This is a genomic window from Amycolatopsis sp. NPDC059235, from assembly GCF_042754125.1.
Lineage (GTDB): Bacteria > Actinomycetota > Actinomycetes > Mycobacteriales > Pseudonocardiaceae > Amycolatopsis > Amycolatopsis albidoflava.
Genome location: NZ_JBHZAG010000023.1, coordinates 97,695 through 113,397, shown reverse-complemented (window position 1 = coordinate 113,397; position 15,703 = coordinate 97,695). Strand labels below are relative to the sequence as shown.

The 15,703-nt window shown below is 70.3% G+C and carries 13 protein-coding genes and 1 tRNA gene; 3 read left to right on the top strand and 11 right to left on the bottom strand.

What is annotated here, in order from left to right:
- Positions 1 to 108: 108 nt before the first annotated feature.
- The 6 genes from rho to argS form a co-directional block, all read right to left on the bottom strand.
- The gene (rho, locus tag ACFXI3_RS17815; RefSeq protein ID WP_378400490.1) at positions 109 to 2,139 is read right to left on the bottom strand and encodes a transcription termination factor Rho; all 2,031 of its coding nucleotides are present in this window, start codon (positions 2,137 to 2,139) and stop codon (positions 109 to 111) included.
- 406 nt (positions 2,140 to 2,545) lie between these two features.
- Positions 2,546 to 3,466 carry a homoserine kinase gene (gene thrB, locus ACFXI3_RS17810; RefSeq protein ID WP_378400488.1) on the bottom strand — a complete coding sequence of 307 codons (921 nt, stop codon included), beginning with the start codon at positions 3,464 to 3,466 and terminating at the stop codon, positions 2,546 to 2,548.
- Between the two features lie 85 nt (positions 3,467 to 3,551).
- On the bottom strand, positions 3,552 to 4,607 hold the full coding sequence (gene thrC, locus ACFXI3_RS17805) for a threonine synthase (RefSeq protein ID WP_344271387.1): 1,056 nt from the start codon (positions 4,605 to 4,607) through the stop codon (positions 3,552 to 3,554).
- A complete protein-coding gene (locus tag ACFXI3_RS17800) occupies positions 4,604 to 5,878 on the bottom strand; it encodes a homoserine dehydrogenase (protein WP_377927071.1) in 1,275 nt (424 codons plus the stop codon). Before ACFXI3_RS17800 ends, thrC begins: the two co-directional genes overlap by 4 nt.
- 63 nt (positions 5,879 to 5,941) lie before the next feature.
- Positions 5,942 to 7,372, bottom strand: coding sequence for a diaminopimelate decarboxylase (gene lysA / locus ACFXI3_RS17795; protein WP_344271384.1), 1,431 nt, complete (start codon positions 7,370 to 7,372; stop codon positions 5,942 to 5,944).
- A gap of 3 nt (positions 7,373 to 7,375) precedes the next feature.
- Positions 7,376 to 9,040, bottom strand: a complete 1,665-nt coding sequence (argS, locus tag ACFXI3_RS17790) for an arginine--tRNA ligase (RefSeq protein ID WP_378400486.1) — start codon at positions 9,038 to 9,040, stop codon at positions 7,376 to 7,378.
- 203 nt (positions 9,041 to 9,243) lie between these two features.
- Between argS and ACFXI3_RS17785 the strand changes: the two genes are divergently transcribed.
- Both ACFXI3_RS17785 and ACFXI3_RS17780 read left to right on the top strand, forming a co-directional pair.
- Positions 9,244 to 10,083, top strand: coding sequence for a DUF3105 domain-containing protein (locus ACFXI3_RS17785; RefSeq protein WP_344271377.1), 840 nt, complete (start codon positions 9,244 to 9,246; stop codon positions 10,081 to 10,083).
- Between the two features lie 2 nt (positions 10,084 to 10,085).
- The gene (locus ACFXI3_RS17780; protein ID WP_378400484.1) at positions 10,086 to 10,832 is read left to right on the top strand and encodes a DUF305 domain-containing protein; all 747 of its coding nucleotides are present in this window, start codon (positions 10,086 to 10,088) and stop codon (positions 10,830 to 10,832) included.
- A 44-nt stretch (positions 10,833 to 10,876) separates the two neighbouring features.
- On the opposite strand, the gene ACFXI3_RS17775 is transcribed toward ACFXI3_RS17780, so the two are convergent.
- The 3 genes from ACFXI3_RS17775 to ACFXI3_RS17765 form a co-directional block, all read right to left on the bottom strand.
- On the bottom strand, positions 10,877 to 11,473 hold the full coding sequence (locus ACFXI3_RS17775) for a flavin reductase family protein (RefSeq protein ID WP_378400482.1): 597 nt from the start codon (positions 11,471 to 11,473) through the stop codon (positions 10,877 to 10,879).
- Positions 11,474 to 11,483: 10 nt separating this feature from the next.
- Entirely contained in the window at positions 11,484 to 12,404 is a 921-nt protein-coding gene (locus tag ACFXI3_RS17770) for a cation diffusion facilitator family transporter (RefSeq protein WP_344271371.1), read from the bottom strand.
- Positions 12,405 to 12,538: 134 nt separating this feature from the next.
- Positions 12,539 to 13,660, bottom strand: coding sequence for an alpha/beta fold hydrolase (locus ACFXI3_RS17765; protein WP_378400480.1), 1,122 nt, complete (start codon positions 13,658 to 13,660; stop codon positions 12,539 to 12,541).
- A gap of 104 nt (positions 13,661 to 13,764) precedes the next feature.
- On the opposite strand from ACFXI3_RS17765, the gene ACFXI3_RS17760 reads away from it, so the two are divergent.
- A tRNA-Arg gene (locus ACFXI3_RS17760) sits at positions 13,765 to 13,837 on the top strand.
- Positions 13,838 to 13,967: 130 nt separating this feature from the next.
- On the opposite strand, the gene ACFXI3_RS17755 is transcribed toward ACFXI3_RS17760, so the two are convergent.
- Entirely contained in the window at positions 13,968 to 15,380 is a 1,413-nt protein-coding gene (locus ACFXI3_RS17755) for a tyrosine-type recombinase/integrase (RefSeq protein WP_378400478.1), read from the bottom strand.
- A complete protein-coding gene (locus tag ACFXI3_RS17750) occupies positions 15,380 to 15,565 on the bottom strand; it encodes a helix-turn-helix transcriptional regulator (protein ID WP_378400476.1) in 186 nt (61 codons plus the stop codon). Before ACFXI3_RS17750 ends, ACFXI3_RS17755 begins: the two co-directional genes overlap by 1 nt.
- Positions 15,566 to 15,703 lie beyond the last annotated feature (138 nt).

The following is a 15,703-nucleotide window of genomic DNA, read 5'->3' as shown; positions in this document are numbered from 1 at the left end:
GCCTTGGGGGAATCTGATTCCCTCAAGGAGTCCTTCACGGACCTCCACACGCAACACGGCCCGCCCCCGGAAGCGATGGGGGCGGGCCGTGTTGTGTGAAACGGGAACTCAGTCGTCGTCTCCGCCGCCGAGGGCGGTCTTCGAGACCTGCATCAGGAATTCGATGTTGGTCTTCGTCTTGCGCAGACGCGAGATCAGCAGGTCGATGGCCTGCTGCGAGTCCAGCGCGTGCAGCACGCGGTGCAGCTTGTGCGTGACCGCCAGCTCGTCCGGCGAGAGCAGCAGCTCTTCCTTGCGGGTGCCGGACGGGTTGACGTCGACCGCCGGGAACACGCGGCGCTCGGAGATCTTGCGGTCCAGCTTGAGCTCCGCGTTGCCGGTGCCCTTGAACTCCTCGAAGATCACCGTGTCCATCGTGGACCCGGTCTCCACCATCGCGGTCGCGAAGATGGTGAGCGAGCCGCCGTTCTCGATGTTGCGCGCGGCGCCGAGGAAACGCTTCGGCGGGTACAGCGCGGTCGAGTCGACACCACCGGACAGGATCCGGCCGGACGCGGGCGCGGCCAGGTTGTAGGCCCGGCCCAGACGGGTGATCGAGTCGAGCAGGACGACGACGTCGTGGCCCATTTCGACCAGGCGCTTGGCCCGTTCGATGGACAGCTCGGCAACCGAGGTGTGGTCGGACGGCGGGCGGTCGAAGGTGGAGGCGATGACCTCGCCCTTCACCGACCGCTGCATGTCGGTGACCTCTTCCGGACGCTCGTCGACCAGCACGACCATGAGGTGGGCCTCAGGGTTGTTCGTGGTGATCGCGTTCGCGATGTCCTGCATGATCGTGGTCTTACCGGCCTTCGGCGGGGACACGATCAGCGCTCGCTGGCCCTTGCCGACCGGCATGATCAGGTCGATCACGCGGGTCGTGAGCTTGTGCGGCTCGGTCTCGAGGCGCAGCCGCTCGTTCGGGTACAGCGGCGTCAGCTTGGTGAAGTCGGGACGGCGCTTGGCCTCGTCCGGCTCCAGGCCGTTGATCGAGTCGACGCGCACCAGCGGGTTGAACTTCTGCCGCTGCTGCTCGCCCTCGCGCGGCTGGCGCACGACACCGGTGATCGCGTCGCCGCGGCGCAGGCCGAACTTGCGGACCAGCGACAGCGAGACGTACACGTCGTTCGGCCCGGCGAGGTAGCCCGAGGTGCGCACGAACGCGTAGTTGTCGAGCACGTCCAGGATGCCGGCGACCGGCAGCAGGACGTCGTCCTCGCGGATCTCGGTGTCCGGAGCGCCGCCTTCGCGCTGGCCGCCCCCGCTGCCCCGGCGGCGACGGTCGCGGAAGCGACGGCCGCGACGGCCGCCTTCCTCGTCGTCGTCCTGCGGGCCGTTGTTCCGGTTGTCGCGGTTGTCCTGCTGGTTCCGCTGCCGGTTGTCGCGGTTGTCCTGGCGGTTGTCCTGCCCGCCGCGGTTGTCCCGGTTGCCGTCGCGGTTGTCGCCGCCGCGGTTGTCCCGGTTGTTGTCCCGGTTGTCGCGGCCGCCGTTGTCCCGGCTGTCGCGGTTGTCGCGGTTGCCGCCCTGGCGGTCGCCGCGCTGGTCGCGCTGGCCGTCGCCCCGGTTCGCGCCGCCGCGGCGACGGCGGTTGCGGCCGCCTTCCTCGGACTGGCCGTCGGACTGCTGGCCCTCGGAACGGTCGTGGCGCTCCGGGCGCTCCTGCGCGGCCGGCTTCCCGTCCTGCGCGGCTTCCGCCTTCGGCGCCTCGGCCTTGGGAGCCTCCGCCTGGACCGGCTCGGCCTTCGGCTCCGCCTGGGGAGCGTCCGCCTTCGGCGCGTCGGCCTTGGCCCGGCGGGCGGGCTTCTCGGCCTTCTCCGCCTTGACCGGCTCGCCGACGCCGTCGAGCGGCAGCGTCTCGGCCGTCGCGGCGGTGCGCTTCTTGCTCTTGCCCTGGCGCTCGCGGATCGCGGCGATCAGGTCCCCCTTGCGCATGCCGGTGGTCTCGCCCACACCCAGTTCGCCCGCCAGCTGGCGGAGCTCGGCGATGACCATTCCGGACAGGCCCCCGGTGCGGCGCTTCGGAGCGGCCGCGGCCCCATTGGTCTCAGCGGCCGCGGCGGGGGTCTCCACGTCGCCGCTCAACAGATCGGTGTTGCTCACACATGTCCTTCCTGACCGATCCACGTTCCAGGTGGATCAGCGGACTGCCGCCGGTAGCGAGACGGCTTCTGCCTCCGATGCGGACGGCTCGCGCCCAGCCGTGCGAGACACAGCGAAGCGCCGCCAGCACAGGGTGTTTGCCCCCTCCGGACGGAGAAAGCGGAATTCGGCACCGCCGGAACCGGAAACCCGCCTGCGTCCCTCCGCCTCCCGCGTGCCGGGCGGTGCGGAATCGGCGGATCGACGAAGGATGCGGACCGGAGCCGCCGCTAGGGGCGAACAGGCCCGGCATCGGGTGCGGAAACGCACGGTGATCGAACGCCCCCGAGGGTAGACCGCGCCTTGTCCGGGTGCAACAACCACCCCCCGCGTGGCGCACGCTGCCGTCCAGCCTGTGACCAGGTCGTCACCTGGCCACAACCTGCACGCCGTCGCGGTCCACGGGCAATTCGGCGACGTCGAACCCGGTAACGTCCACGCCCGCCGGGAGTATTCCGGTCAGCGTGAGAGCGAGCACAGTCGGACCGGCCCCGGAGATGGTCGCGGGCACGCCCTGGGCACGCAGCGTGCGCACCAATTCGGTGCTCGCCGGATACGCCTCGGCGCGGTAGTCCTGGTGCAACCGGTCCTCGGTGGCCGCCATCAGCAGTTCGGGCCGCTCGGTGACGGCCAGCACGGCGAGCGCCGCCCGTCCCGCGCTGTGCGCCGCGTCGGCGTGCGGCACCCGCGCCGGAAGGAGCCCGCGCGTCGTGTTGGTGGACGACTTCTCCGCGGGCACCGCGACCACCGGGCGGATCGCCGCGTTCGGCTCCACGCGCTCGGCGCGGAATCGACCGTCCTCGGACCACGCCACCACGAGCCCGCCGAACAGGCTCGCCGCCGCGTTGTCCGCGTGTCCCTCGAACTCGGCTGCGAGCTGGAGCGCGTCGGCGTCGAGCGGACGCTCCGCCAGCGCATAGCCCAAAGCCACGCCGGTGACCACCGCGGCCGCCGACGACCCGAGGCCGCGCGCGTGCGGAATGCTGTTGTGGCAACGAAGGTGCAGGCCCGGGGGCCGGACGTCCAGGTGCTCGCAAGCCCGCCGGAGCGCGCGGACCACCAGGTGGGATTCGTCGGTCGGCACGTCCTCGACGCCGCCCGCTCCCGCGTCGAGCACCTCGATCTTCAGGCCGCCCTCGGTGACCTGCAGTTCGACCACGTCGTAGCGGGCCAGTGCGAGGCCGAGCGCGTCGAATCCCGGGCCGAGGTTCGCGCTCGACGCCGGGACCGTCGCGCGGAACCCGCGCAGGGCCGTCACGACCGCGCCCCAATGTGGCATTGGGTGCATGCGACGCACCCAATGTGGCGTTCGGTGCGTGAGACGCACCCAATGCCACATTGGGGCGCTGTGGCCGAAGCGCGAGCCGGGCCGGTCACCGCAGGTCCAGCGCCGCCGCCACGGCCGTCGGGTCGACCGCGAGCGGTTCCACCTCGACGTTGCCTTCCAGCGCCGTCGCCGGGTCCTTCAGGCCGTGCCCGGTGACCGTGCAGACGACCTTCGAGCCCTTCGGCAGGCGTCCGTCCGCCGCGGTGGCCAGCAGGCCCGCCACGCTCGTCGCGGACGCGGGCTCCACGAAGACGCCCTCGCGGCGGGCCAGCAGCCGGTACGCCTCAAGGATCTTCTCGTCGGTGATCGCCTCGAACAGGCCGTCCGACTCGTCGCGCGCGGAGACCGCGCCCGCCCACGAAGCGGGGCTGCCGATGCGGATCGCGGTCGCGATGGTGTCCGGGTCGGAGACCGGTTCGCCGTGCACCAGCGGCGCGGCGCCGGCGGCCTGGAAACCGAACATCCGCGGGGTGTTCTTGACCACACCGTCGGCCGCGTACTCCGAATAGCCCTTCCAGTACGCGGTGATGTTGCCCGCGTTGCCGACCGGGAGGCAGTGCACGTCCGGGGCCTCGCCGAGCACGTCGCAGATCTCGAACGCCGCGGTCTTCTGCCCGGCGATGCGCACCGGGTTGACCGAGTTGACCAGCGTGACCGGATAGTCCGCCGCGGTCTTGCGGGCGAGTTCGAGGCAATCGTCGAAGTTGCCGTCGACCTGGAGGATCCGCGCGCCGTGCAGCACCGCCTGGGCGAGCTTGCCCATCGCGATCTTGCCCTGCGGCACCAGCACCGCGCAGGTGAGCCCGGCCCGCGCGGCGTACGCGGCGGCCGAGGCCGAGGTGTTGCCGGTGGACGCGCAGATCACCGCTTTGAGGCCGCTGGCCAGCGCGTGCGTGATCGCCACGGTCATCCCGCGGTCCTTGAACGAGCCGGTCGGGTTCGCGCCCTCGACCTTCAGGTACACCTGCGAGCCGGTCAGCTCCGACAGGTGCGCGGCGGGCAGCAGCGGCGTGTTGCCCTCGCCGAGCGTGACCACGCGCGCCCCGTCGGGGACCGGAATCCGGTCGCGATATGCCTCGATGATCCCTGGCCAACCACTCACGCGTCTTCGCCTTCCACCCGCATCACGCTGACAACCTCGTGCACCACATCGAGTTTCGCGATTTCGTCCACAGTGGACTGCAAAGCCGCGTCGGGCGCAAGGTGGGTCACCACGACGAGGCTCGCCGTGTCGTTCGCGTCGCGCTGGCGCACCGCGGCGATGCTCACGCCGTGCGCGGCAAACGCTTGCGCCACCTGGGCGAGCACGCCCGCGCGGTCCGCGACGTCGAGGCTCACGTGGTAGCGCGTCGGCGTCTGGCCCATCGGCCGCACCGGCAGCGCGGCGTGCGCCGATTCGCGCGGGCCGCGGCCGCCGAGCACCTGGTTGCGCGCCACCGCGACGAGGTCGCCGAGCACCGCGCTGGCGGTCGGCGCGCCGCCGGCGCCCTGGCCGTAGAACATCAATTCGCCGGCCGCGTCCGCCTCGACGTAGACCGCGTTGAACGCGCCGCCGACGCCGGCCAACTGGTGGCTGCGCGGAATCATCACCGGATGCACGCGAGCGGAGACCGACTCCGCACCGTCATCCGCCGTCACCCGTTCGCAAATCGCCAGCAGCTTCACCGTGCGGCCAAGCGTGCGCGCCGCGGCCAGGTCGGACGCCGTGACGTCGGCGATGCCTTCGCGGTGCACGTCTTTCGCGGTGACCCGGGAGTGGAACGCCAGCGAGGCAAGGATCGCGGCCTTCGACGCGGCGTCGTAACCGTCGACGTCCGCCGTCGGGTCCGCTTCCGCGTAGCCGAGCCGGCTCGCCTCGTCGAGCGTTTCGGCGTAGCCCGCGCCGGTGGCGTCCATCGCGGAAAGGATGTAGTTGGTGGTGCCGTTGACGATCCCCATCACGCGGGTGATCCGGTCCCCCGCCAAGGATTCGCGCAGCGGGCGCAGCAGCGGGATGGCCCCGGCCACGGCGGCCTCGAAGTACAGGTCGACGCCAGCCGCGTCGGCCGCCTCGAACAGTTCGGCGGAATGCTCGGCGAGCAGCGCCTTGTTGGCGGTGACCACGGATTTGCCCGCGTTCAGCGCGGTGAGCAGCCAGCTGCGCACCGGGTCGATCCCGCCGACCAGTTCGACCACGACGTCGACGTCGTCCCGCGCCACCAGCGCGGCGGCGTCGTCGGTGAGCAGTTCGGCGGGCAGCTCCGGGTGCTTGTCCGGACGCCGCACCGCGATGCCGACCAGTTCCACCGGCGCGCCCGCGCGGGCCGCCAGCTCGCCGGCCTGTTCGGTGAGCAGCCGGGCGACCTCGCTGCCGACCGTGCCGCAGCCGAGCATCGCGACGCGAATGGGCGCACGATCCGTTGGAGAGAGGCCTTTCGGAGACACAGTGGACACTTCTCAAACCTCCAGGCGCAGCATGTCGTCCGTCGTCTCCCTGCGCAGCAGCAGCCGGGCGGCGCCGTTGCGCACGGCGACCACCGCGGGCCGCGGCAGCCGGTTGTAGCCACTGGCCATCGCGTAGCAGTAGGCGCCGGTCGCCGCGACGGCCAGCAGGTCGCCGGGAGCCAGCGTGTCTGGCAGCCAGCAGTCTCGGACGACGATGTCGCCGGACTCACAGTGTTTTCCCACCACGCGAGACAAAGCCGGGGTCACCGGCTCGTCGCCGTCGGCGGCGGACCGCGAAACCACGCGGCAGTCGTACACCGCGTCGTAGAGCGCCGTGCGGATGTTGTCGCTCATGCCGCCGTCGACGCTGACGTACCGGCGGGCGGTCTCGTCGCCGAGCGCGACGTCCTTGATCGTGCCCACTTCGTACAGCGTGAACGTGCCCGGGCCGGCGATCGCACGGCCGGGTTCACCCGCGATGCGCGGCACCGGGAGGTCGGCGTACGCGCATTCCTTGCGGACGATCTCGCGGATCTGCGTGATCATCTGCGAGGGCGGCGGCGGGTTGTCCTTTTCGGTGTAGGCGATGCCGAAACCGCCGCCGAGGTCGACGACGTTCATCTGCTCCAGCAGTTCCGGGCCGTGCTCCTTGGCCAGTTCCGCGAGCAGCCCGACGACGCGGCGCGCGGCCACCTCGAACCCGTCGGCGTCGAAGATCTGCGAACCGATGTGGCTGTGCAGGCCGATCAGCTTCAGCGACGGCGCGTTCAGCACCCGGCGCACCGCCTCGGCGGCATCGCCGGAAGCCAGCGAGAAACCGAACTTCTGGTCCTCGTGCGCGGTCGCGATGAACTCGTGGGTGTGCGCCTCGACGCCGACCGTCACCCGGACGAGCACCTTCTGCTCGACCTCGTGCGCGGCGGCGATTTCGGCGAGCCGGGCGATCTCGTAGTACGAGTCGACCACCACGGTGCCGACACCCGCTTCGACGGCGGCGTCGAGTTCGGCGACCGATTTGTTGTTGCCGTGGAACGTGATCCGCTCCACCGGGAAGTTCGCGCGCTGCGCGACGGCCAGTTCGCCGCCGCTGCAGACGTCGAGGCTCAGTCCCTGTTCGGCCACCCAGCGGGCGACCTCGACGGACAGGAACGCCTTCGACGCGTAGTGCACGAGCGCCGGGTCGTCGAACGCCTCGGCGTAGTCGGCGCAGCGGGACTTGAAGTCCGCCTCGTCGACCACGAACAGCGGCGTGCCGTAGGTCTCGGCGAGATCGCGCACGTCGACGCCGGCGATCCGCACGACGCCGTCCGCGGCGCGATAAACGTTGCGCGGCCACACTTTCGCGGGCAGCAGGTCGAGTTCGCCGGCGCTCGCGGGCGGGAACCCGGAGGCGTCGGCATGGGGGTAGACGTCGGCGTGGCGGGGGCCCGCGGGGTGCGCCATTGTTTACATCCGTTCCGGAGCGGAGACACCGAGCAGCGACAGGCCGTTCGCCAGTACCTGGCGCGCGGCTTCACACAGAGCGAGCCGGGCGTACGTGAGGGGTGTTGCCTCCTCGTCGCCCTGCGGGAGGACCCGGCCCACGGTGTAGAACTTGTGGTACGCGCCGGCCAGTTCCTCGAGGTAGCGGGCCACGCGATGCGGTTCGCGCATCTCCGCCGCCCGCCGCACCACGGCGGGGAATTCGCCGATGGTGCGGATCAGGTCGCCTTCTGCAGGCAGGGTGAGCAGTCCGAAATCGACGTTCTCGCCGGACTCGCCGGTCTTGAGCCCGAGGTCCGCCGCGCCGCGCCGCAGCGACGACAGCCGGGCGTGCGCGTACTGCACGTAGTAGACCGGGTTGTCGTTGGAATGCTTGCGCAGCAAGTCCAAATCGATGTCCAAAGAGGAATCGACGGAGTAGCGGATCAGCTCGTAGCGGGCCGGGTCGACGCCGACCGCCTCCACGAGGTCCTCGAGCGTGATCACGGTGCCCGCGCGCTTGGACATCCGCACCGGTTTGCCGTCGCTGACCAGGTTCACCATCTGGCCGATCAGCACCTCGACCGTGGCCGGGTCGTCGCCGAACGCCGCGGCGGCCGCCTTGAGCCGCGCGATGTAGCCGTGGTGGTCCGCGCCGAGCATGTAGATGCACAGGTCGTGGCCGCGGTTGCGCTTGTCCTTGAAGTAGGCGAGGTCGCCCGCGATGTAGGCGGTGTTGCCGTCCTTCTTGATGACGACCCGGTCCTTGTCGTCGCCGTACTCGCTGGAGCGCAGCCACCAGGCGCCGTCGGCGAAGTAGAGGTTGCCGGAGTCCTTGAGCTGCTGCACCGCCGCGTCGACCGCGCCGGATTCGTGCAGCGAGTTCTCGTGGAAGTAGACGTCGAAGTCGGTGCCGAACTCGTGCAGGCTCTGCTTGATCTGGCTGAACATCAGCTCGATGCCGATGCGCCGGAAGGTCTCGTGCCGCTCGTCCTCGGGCAGGCTCAGCGCGCTCGGCTCGGCCTTGATCACCTCGGCCGCGATGTCGCTGATGTACCCGCCCGCGTAGCCGTCCTCCGGCGCGGGCTCGCCCTTCGCGGCGGCGATCAGCGAGCGCACGAACCGGTCGATCTGCGCGCCGGCGTCGTTGAAGTAGTACTCGCGGGTGACGTCCGCGCCCTGCGCGCCGAGCACGCGGCCCAGCGCGTCGCCGACCGCGGCCCAGCGCGTGCCGCCGAGGTGGATCGGGCCGGTCGGGTTCGCGGAGACGAACTCCAGGTTGATCCGGGTCCCGGCCAGCGCGTCGCCCCGGCCGTACGCCGCGCCCGCGGCCAGCACCTGGCGCACGACCTCGCCCTGGGCGTCCGCGGCGAGCCGGAAGTTGAGGAAGCCCGGTCCGGCGACCTCGACCGCGGCCACCCCGTCCGCACCGGCGACGACCTCGGCGAGCGCCTCGGCGAACTCGCGCGGCTTCAGCCCGGCTTTCTTGGCCACCTGCAGCGCGAGGTTGGTCGCGTAGTCTCCGTGGTCCGGGTTGCGCGGGCGTTCGATGGTCACGGTCTCCGGCAGCACGGCGGCGTCGACGCCCCGTGCGGCGAGGACCTGCACGGCGGAGCTGCGGACCAGATCGGCGAGAGCGGCGGGAGTCACTCGCCGGATTCTAGGTGCGCTTCGGCCGCGCGGTCGCGGCGGTACGCGCTGGCGAGACGGCGGGCACACCGGAGGCGGATGTTCCGCTCGCCGGGGCGCCTCGCGGGTGTTCACGGTGATCGCACGCCCGGTCTCTACACTGGGCTACCGGCAGGGTTCCGTCCGGATCCCTCCCCCGCTCTCACGAGGAGATCTCGGCAACCATGGCCAACGGGACCACCAAGAAGAAGGGCTCGTCCGCGTCCGCGGTGAAGGCGGCGAAGAACCGCTCGGTCGTCGCGGGCAAGCGCACGCCCTGGGGCACCATCATCGGCGTCGTCGTGGTGGTCGCCCTGCTGGCCGGCGTCATCGTCTACTACCTGCAGGCCTCCGCGCCCAAGCGCGACCAGGCCTCCCGGGACGAGGCCGCCGCCGCCTTCGCGCCGACCGCGAGCAATCCGGACCCGTCGAAGAAGATCCCCGGCGTGATCACCAAGCAGTACACCGGTTCGGTGCACATTCTGCCCACCGAACGGGTGGCCTACGACCAGAGCCCGCCGTTCGGCGGCCCGCACGACGGGTACTGGGCCACCTGCACCGGCGTCGTCTACCCGACCGCGGTGCGCAACGAGAACATGGTGCACGCGCTCGAGCACGGCACCGTGTGGATCGCCTACAACCCGGACCTCGTCAAGGGCGACCAGCTGCCGCTGCTGGAGGCGCGGGTCAAGGGCAAGCCGTACACGATGATGTCGCCCTACCCCGGCCTGGACAAGCCGATCTCGCTGCAGTCGTGGGGCCACCAGCTGAAGCTGGACAGCGCCGACGACCCGCGCATCGACCAGTTCATCGCCGCGCTGCGGACCAACCCGAACGGCGTGTACCCGGAGATCGGCGCCTCGTGCGACGCGCTCGGCAAGGGCATGTTCGACCCGAGCAACCCGCCGAAGTTCGACCCGAGCAAGCCGGGCAAGGACGCGAAGCCGATGGACTACAAGGGCAGCACCGGGGCGCAGAACGAGCAGCAGCCCGGCATGCCGGGCACCCCGCCCGCCGGGCAGTGACCGTGGGCAGCTCCGAAAACGACGCTGACCAGGCGGAGGCGAGCGCTGTCGAACCCGAAGGGTCCGCTCCGGCGGAGCGGACCGGCTGGTCCCGGTGGGTGGTCATCGGCGGGACGCTGATCGCCGTGCTGCTGGTCGGGGCCGCGATCGGCGTCTTCGCGACGCGGCTCACCGACGGCAGCGACGCGGTGCCGGCGACGCCGGGCGCGGGTTCGGTCGAGGTCGGCTTCGCCCAGGACATGTCGGTGCACCACCTGCAGGCGGTCACCATGGCCGGCTGGGCCCGCGACCACTCGACCGACCCGGAGATCCGCCAGCTCGCGTTCGACATCGAGCGCACGCAGACCGAGCAGGTCGGGCGGATGAAGGGCTGGCTCATGCTGTGGGACCAGCCGGAGCAGGCGACCGGCGCGTACATGACGTGGATGACCGAGCCGATGGGCCACGCGGGCATGCAGATGCCGACCAGCAGCCCGGCCGGCGGCGCGCCGATGCCCGGCATGGCCACCGACGCGGACCTCGCGAAGCTGCGCTCGCTGTCCGGGCGTGCGCTGGACGTCGAGTTCCTTCAGCTGATGCTGCGCCACCACCAGGGCGGCGTGGCGATGGCCGAGTACGCGCAGGACCACACGTCCAACGACGCGGTGAAAGCGTTGTGCCGCAGCATGTTGGTGTCCCAGGGCGCGGAAATGGACCAGATGAAGCTCATGCTGAAGGGGCGGAACGCGCAGCCGCTGCCCGCCCCCTGACGTTCTCCGTGAACCCTTTCAAAAGCTCGTGAGCGCTTAGCCGCTCACGAGCTTTTGTATGTGGGCCGCGCCAATTCCTTGATGTCGCCCAGCGTCCCCCACTCGTCGCGCCCGAGCCGGGACAGCGGGCGCAGCCGGTCGATCATCGGGTGGTCGCCGTCGAGGACGTCCTCGTTGACCGCGAGGTGCACGACCCGGCCGAACACCACTGTCGAGCGGCCGAAACCGACCGTGCTGTGCAGTTCGCATTCGAACGCCACCGGCGATTCCGCCACGCGCGGCGGACGGACCTTCAGGCTCGGCTCGCGGGTGAGCCCGGCTTCGTCGAATTCGCTCAGCTCCGGCGGGAAATCCGCGCCGGTGGCGTTGATCTGCTCGAACAGCGGCTCGGGCGCGAGGTTGACCACGAACTGCCGGGTCGACTCGACGTTGCGCAGAGTGTCTTTCCGCCCGACCGAGGTGAACTGCAGGACCGCGGGCGCGGCCGAGGCGACGGTGAAGAACGAATGCGGCGCGAGGTTGTCGACCCCGGCTCGCGAGGTGCTCGACACCCAGGCGATCGGCCGCGGCACGACGGTCGCGGTCATCAGGTGGTAGAACGCGTTCGGGGCCAGCTGTGCGGGGTCGAAGTCCTTGCGCATGGTTCCCGGTCTACCAGGACAGCTCCGCGCATCTGCGGGCGCATTGCGGTCCCTCGACCTGAAGCGTCGCGTGTTTGATCTCGTAGCGGACCGACAGCAGGTCTTGCGCCTTGGTGAGCACAGTGGACTGTTCGGCTTCCGCGTTCACCGTCAGGTGGGCCGAGGCGACTTCCATGCCCGAGGTCAGCGTCCAGACGTGCAGGTCGTGCACATCCGCGACGCCCGGCAGCGCAGCGAGTTCGGTGCTGATCGCGCCGACGTCGACGCCGGCGGGCGCGTGCTGGAAGAGGATCCGCAGCGCGCGGCGGGCGAGCGTCCAGGTGCGCGGCAGGACGAACAGTCCGATGGCGACACCGATGATCGGGTCGGCGTAGCGCCAGCCGGTGGTGAGCGTGATCGCGCCGCTGAGCAGCACGCCGACCGAGCCGACGAGGTCAGCCAGCACCTCGAGGTACGCACCGCGGACGTTCAGGCTTTCCTTCGCGCCCGAGCGCAGCACCAGGAAGGACACGATGTTCGCGCCGAGGCCAGCCGCGGCGGCGAGCAGCACCGGCAGGCCAGGCACCTCCGGCGGATCGGTGATCCGCCCGATCGCCTCGACCGCCACGTACCCGGCGACCCCGAACAGCAGCACCGCATTGGCAAGCGCGGCAAGGACTTCCGCCCGGTACATGCCGAACGTGCGGCTGGGCGTCGGCCCGCTGCGGCGCGCGAGCACGATCGCGGCGAGCGCCATGCCGACGCCGAGGACGTCGGTGAACATGTGCGCGGCGTCGGAGATCAGCGCGAGCGAGCCGGTGGCGAAGCCGACGACGAACTCCAGCACCATGAACCCGGCGCCGACCGCGAGAGCGATCAGCAGCGCGCGGACGTAGCGGCCGGACGCGCTCGCCGGAGCGGCGGTGTGCCCGTGGCCGTGCCCGTGTCCCATCGCTCGCCTCCCAAGTTTCGGTGTCGAGAGGAATATATAGTGACATGCGCATATGTGCAATACAGGGTAGCCTAACTTCACTCTAATGCCTGGTGGAGTGTTTCTCCCAGCCCTGTTCCGCGAGGTGGGAAAGCTCAGCGCACGAGCCGGAAGAACCCGCGAATCTGCTCGACGAGCGACGCCGGTTGTTCCATCGCCGCGAAGTGCCCGCCGCGCGGCAATCGCTCGAACCAGCGCAGGTCGGTGTACTTCAGCTCCGCCTGCCGCCGCGACGGCCGGATGATGTCGCGCGGGTACACGGAGATGCCGGACGGTGCCGTGACGAGATCGCCGAAGCTGCGGAAGCTCTCCCAGTACAGCCTCGCGGACGACGTCGCCGAGGCGGTGAACCAGTACGCCGAGATCGCGTCGAGGAGCTGCTGCCGGGTGACGGCGTCCTCGGGGTGCCCGTTGTTGTCGGTCCAGGCCCAGAACTTCTCGGCGATCCAGGCCGCTTGTCCCGCCGGCGAGTCGGTCAGGCCGTAGCCCAGCGTTTGCGGACGCGTGCCCTGCTGGCCCGAATATCCCTGGCCGGTGCTCCGGAACTCCGCCGCCGCTCGCGCGCCTTCGCGCTCCTCGTCAGTCCGGTCCTCGAACTGGCCCTGTGGCGCGGCCGCCATGTTGACGTGCACCCCCGCGACCCGCTCCCGCGCGACTTCGCCGAGTGCGCCCGAAACCGCCGAACCCCAGTCGCCGCCCTGCGCGCCGTACCTCTCGTAGCCGAGGGAAACCATCAACTGATCCCAGGCAGCCGCGATTTTCGGGACGCCCCAACCGGCCTCGCTCGGTTTGTCGCTCCAGCCGTACCCCGGCAGCGAAGGCGCGACGACGTGGAACGCGTCCGCCGGATCGCCGCCGTGCGCCCGCGGATCGGTCAGCGGACCGAGGATGTCGAGGAATTCGAGCACCGAGCCAGGCCAGCCGTGCGTGATCACCAGCGGAAACGCGTCTGGCTCCGGCGAGCGGAGGTGGACGAAGTGAATCCCGAGGCCGTCGATCTCCTGGCGGAACTGCGGGAAAACGTTGAGCCGCTCGGCGAACCCGAAGTCGTAGTCCTCGGCCCAGCTGCGGCAGAGCTCCTGGGCGTAGGCGAGCGGCAGCCCTTGCGACCAGTCGCCGACGGTCTCCGCCTCCGGCCACCGGGTGCGCCGCAACCGCGCCCGCACGTCGTCGATGTCCTCGTCCGCCACCCTGACCTGGAACGGCTCGGCGCTCACCGGTGCTCCCTCCGCCTCGACAGTTCGACGCTACCGCGCTAAGCACCCTCTGTGCGCGGTCGTGAGGGGGCATGCGCTAGGCTTTGTTCAGTTCGCGCGAGCGAGCCCTCGTAGCTCAGGGGATAGAGCACTGCCCTCCGGAGGCAGGTGTCGCAGGTTCGAATCCTGCCGAGGGCACCCTGTTTGAACACGCAAAACCGGCCCCTACCAGCGAGAACGCGGTAGGGGCCGATTCGCGTCTTACCCGGCTGACCACGGCGGACTGCGGCCGAATCCGGGGGCCAGCGGCCAATGTACGGCCAAACGCTCACCGGCCCGAGCCGAGCGCTGTCTCCACCTGCCGCCGCGCGGCCTGCTCACCGCCGTCGAGGAAGCTGGCGTAAACCTCCAGCAGGACGGCAATCGACTGCCCCGCCCACTGCGCGACCGTCGCCGCCGGGACGCCGGCAGCGAGCCACGTGCTCACCGCGGCGTGCCGCAGGTCGTACGGCCGGGCGGCGAGCGGACCCCGCAGGACGTGGGGCGTGAACGTCGCCTCACGGGCCGCACGGAACACCTTGGTGTAGGTGACCTTCGAGACTGGTCCCCCGCGCTCACCGACGAACAGGCGTCCATCCGGGCCGTAGCCGAACCGTTCGACGTGTCGCCACAGGATGGCGGTCAGCTCCGGCACGCACGGCACCGGCCGCACCTCCCCCGCGGACCGCGACTTGAGCGGCCGGTCCTCCCCCACCGTGCCCGTGTCCGTCCACAGGGCGTCGATGTAGGGCCTTGATCCTTCGAGGTAGAGCGTGCCCCAGTCGAATTCCCACTCCCCCGTTTCCGCATCGCGGCGCGGTGCCGGCAGCGCCAGCTGCTCTTTGCGGAGGTTCGTGGCCTCCTCCGGCCGGAGCGCGGCGAAGTACATCAGGCCGAAGAACGCTTCGAGGTGCGCGCCGCTCCGGGGAGTCTCACCGATGATCCGCAGCAGCGTGCGCGCCTGCACCGGGTTGGGAACGGCCCGCTTATCGACCTTGCGCTTGCCCTTGGGCATCTTCGTCCACTTCGCGTTCGTGAGCGGGTTAGCGTCGAGCACCTGAAGTTCTTCCCGGGCGTAGTCGAGTAGGTTCGACAGGACGGAACGGGTCCGGCGAGCCACAGACGGCGCGTACGGCTTGCCGTCGAGCCGTTGCGTCACTGCCCGCTGAAGCGCGCGCAGCACCTCGGGGTTTTCCGCCGAGTCGACGGCCATCGTGTTGCGCGACAGCCATTCGAGCACCCGCGCGGCTTCCGCCGGCACCGCTCCCGCTTTCCGCCGGGGCGGGTTGTATCCCCACTGGCGCACTACCGACCGCACCAGCGCGGAATCCGGCCGCCCGGGCTTGTCCGGCACGAATACCGGCAGCACCCTGATCAACGCCTCCGCTGTCGTCTGGCGCGCCGTCGCAGCGAGGTCCGGCCACTTCATGTCGACGTAGCGTGTGGTGGCTTCAAACCACGGCATGTCCGCGACTGCTTTTCCCTGTTCGACGGGTAATCCGGTCGCGAGGTCGAATCGAGCGCCGTTCCGCTGTGCGGTGATCAGTTCGGCGCGGAAGCTTTCCGCCTGCGCACGGATCTTGAAGCTCTCGCCGAATTCGGTGGTCTCGACCTTCCACCGGACGCGGTAGCTGGTGACCTTGCCGTTCGCGTTCTTACGAGTGATGACGGCCCAGACCTGGACTCGGTAACTACCAGGCATTACGCGGCCTCCAAACAGGACTCAAGCCAGGTGTCGACGTCGGCACGTCGAATACGGAGTTGGCGATTGGGGAGCTTCAGGCACCGCGGCGCGCGTCCTTTTGCGCGCCAGTCATCGAATGTCGAGCGGGCGATATCGAACTCCTCGCAGAACTCGTCAACGGTGAGGTGTTCACGTGCGGCCATGGCGATGTCTCCGGAGCTAGGCAGGCGGGCGCGGAGGCGATGAACACGGGTGCTCCTCTCGGTGGTGTCACTCGGGGTGTCACTCGGGTTTGTGCTGGTCAAAGGGGGTGGAGTGACGGAGTGACAGGTGTGACAGGG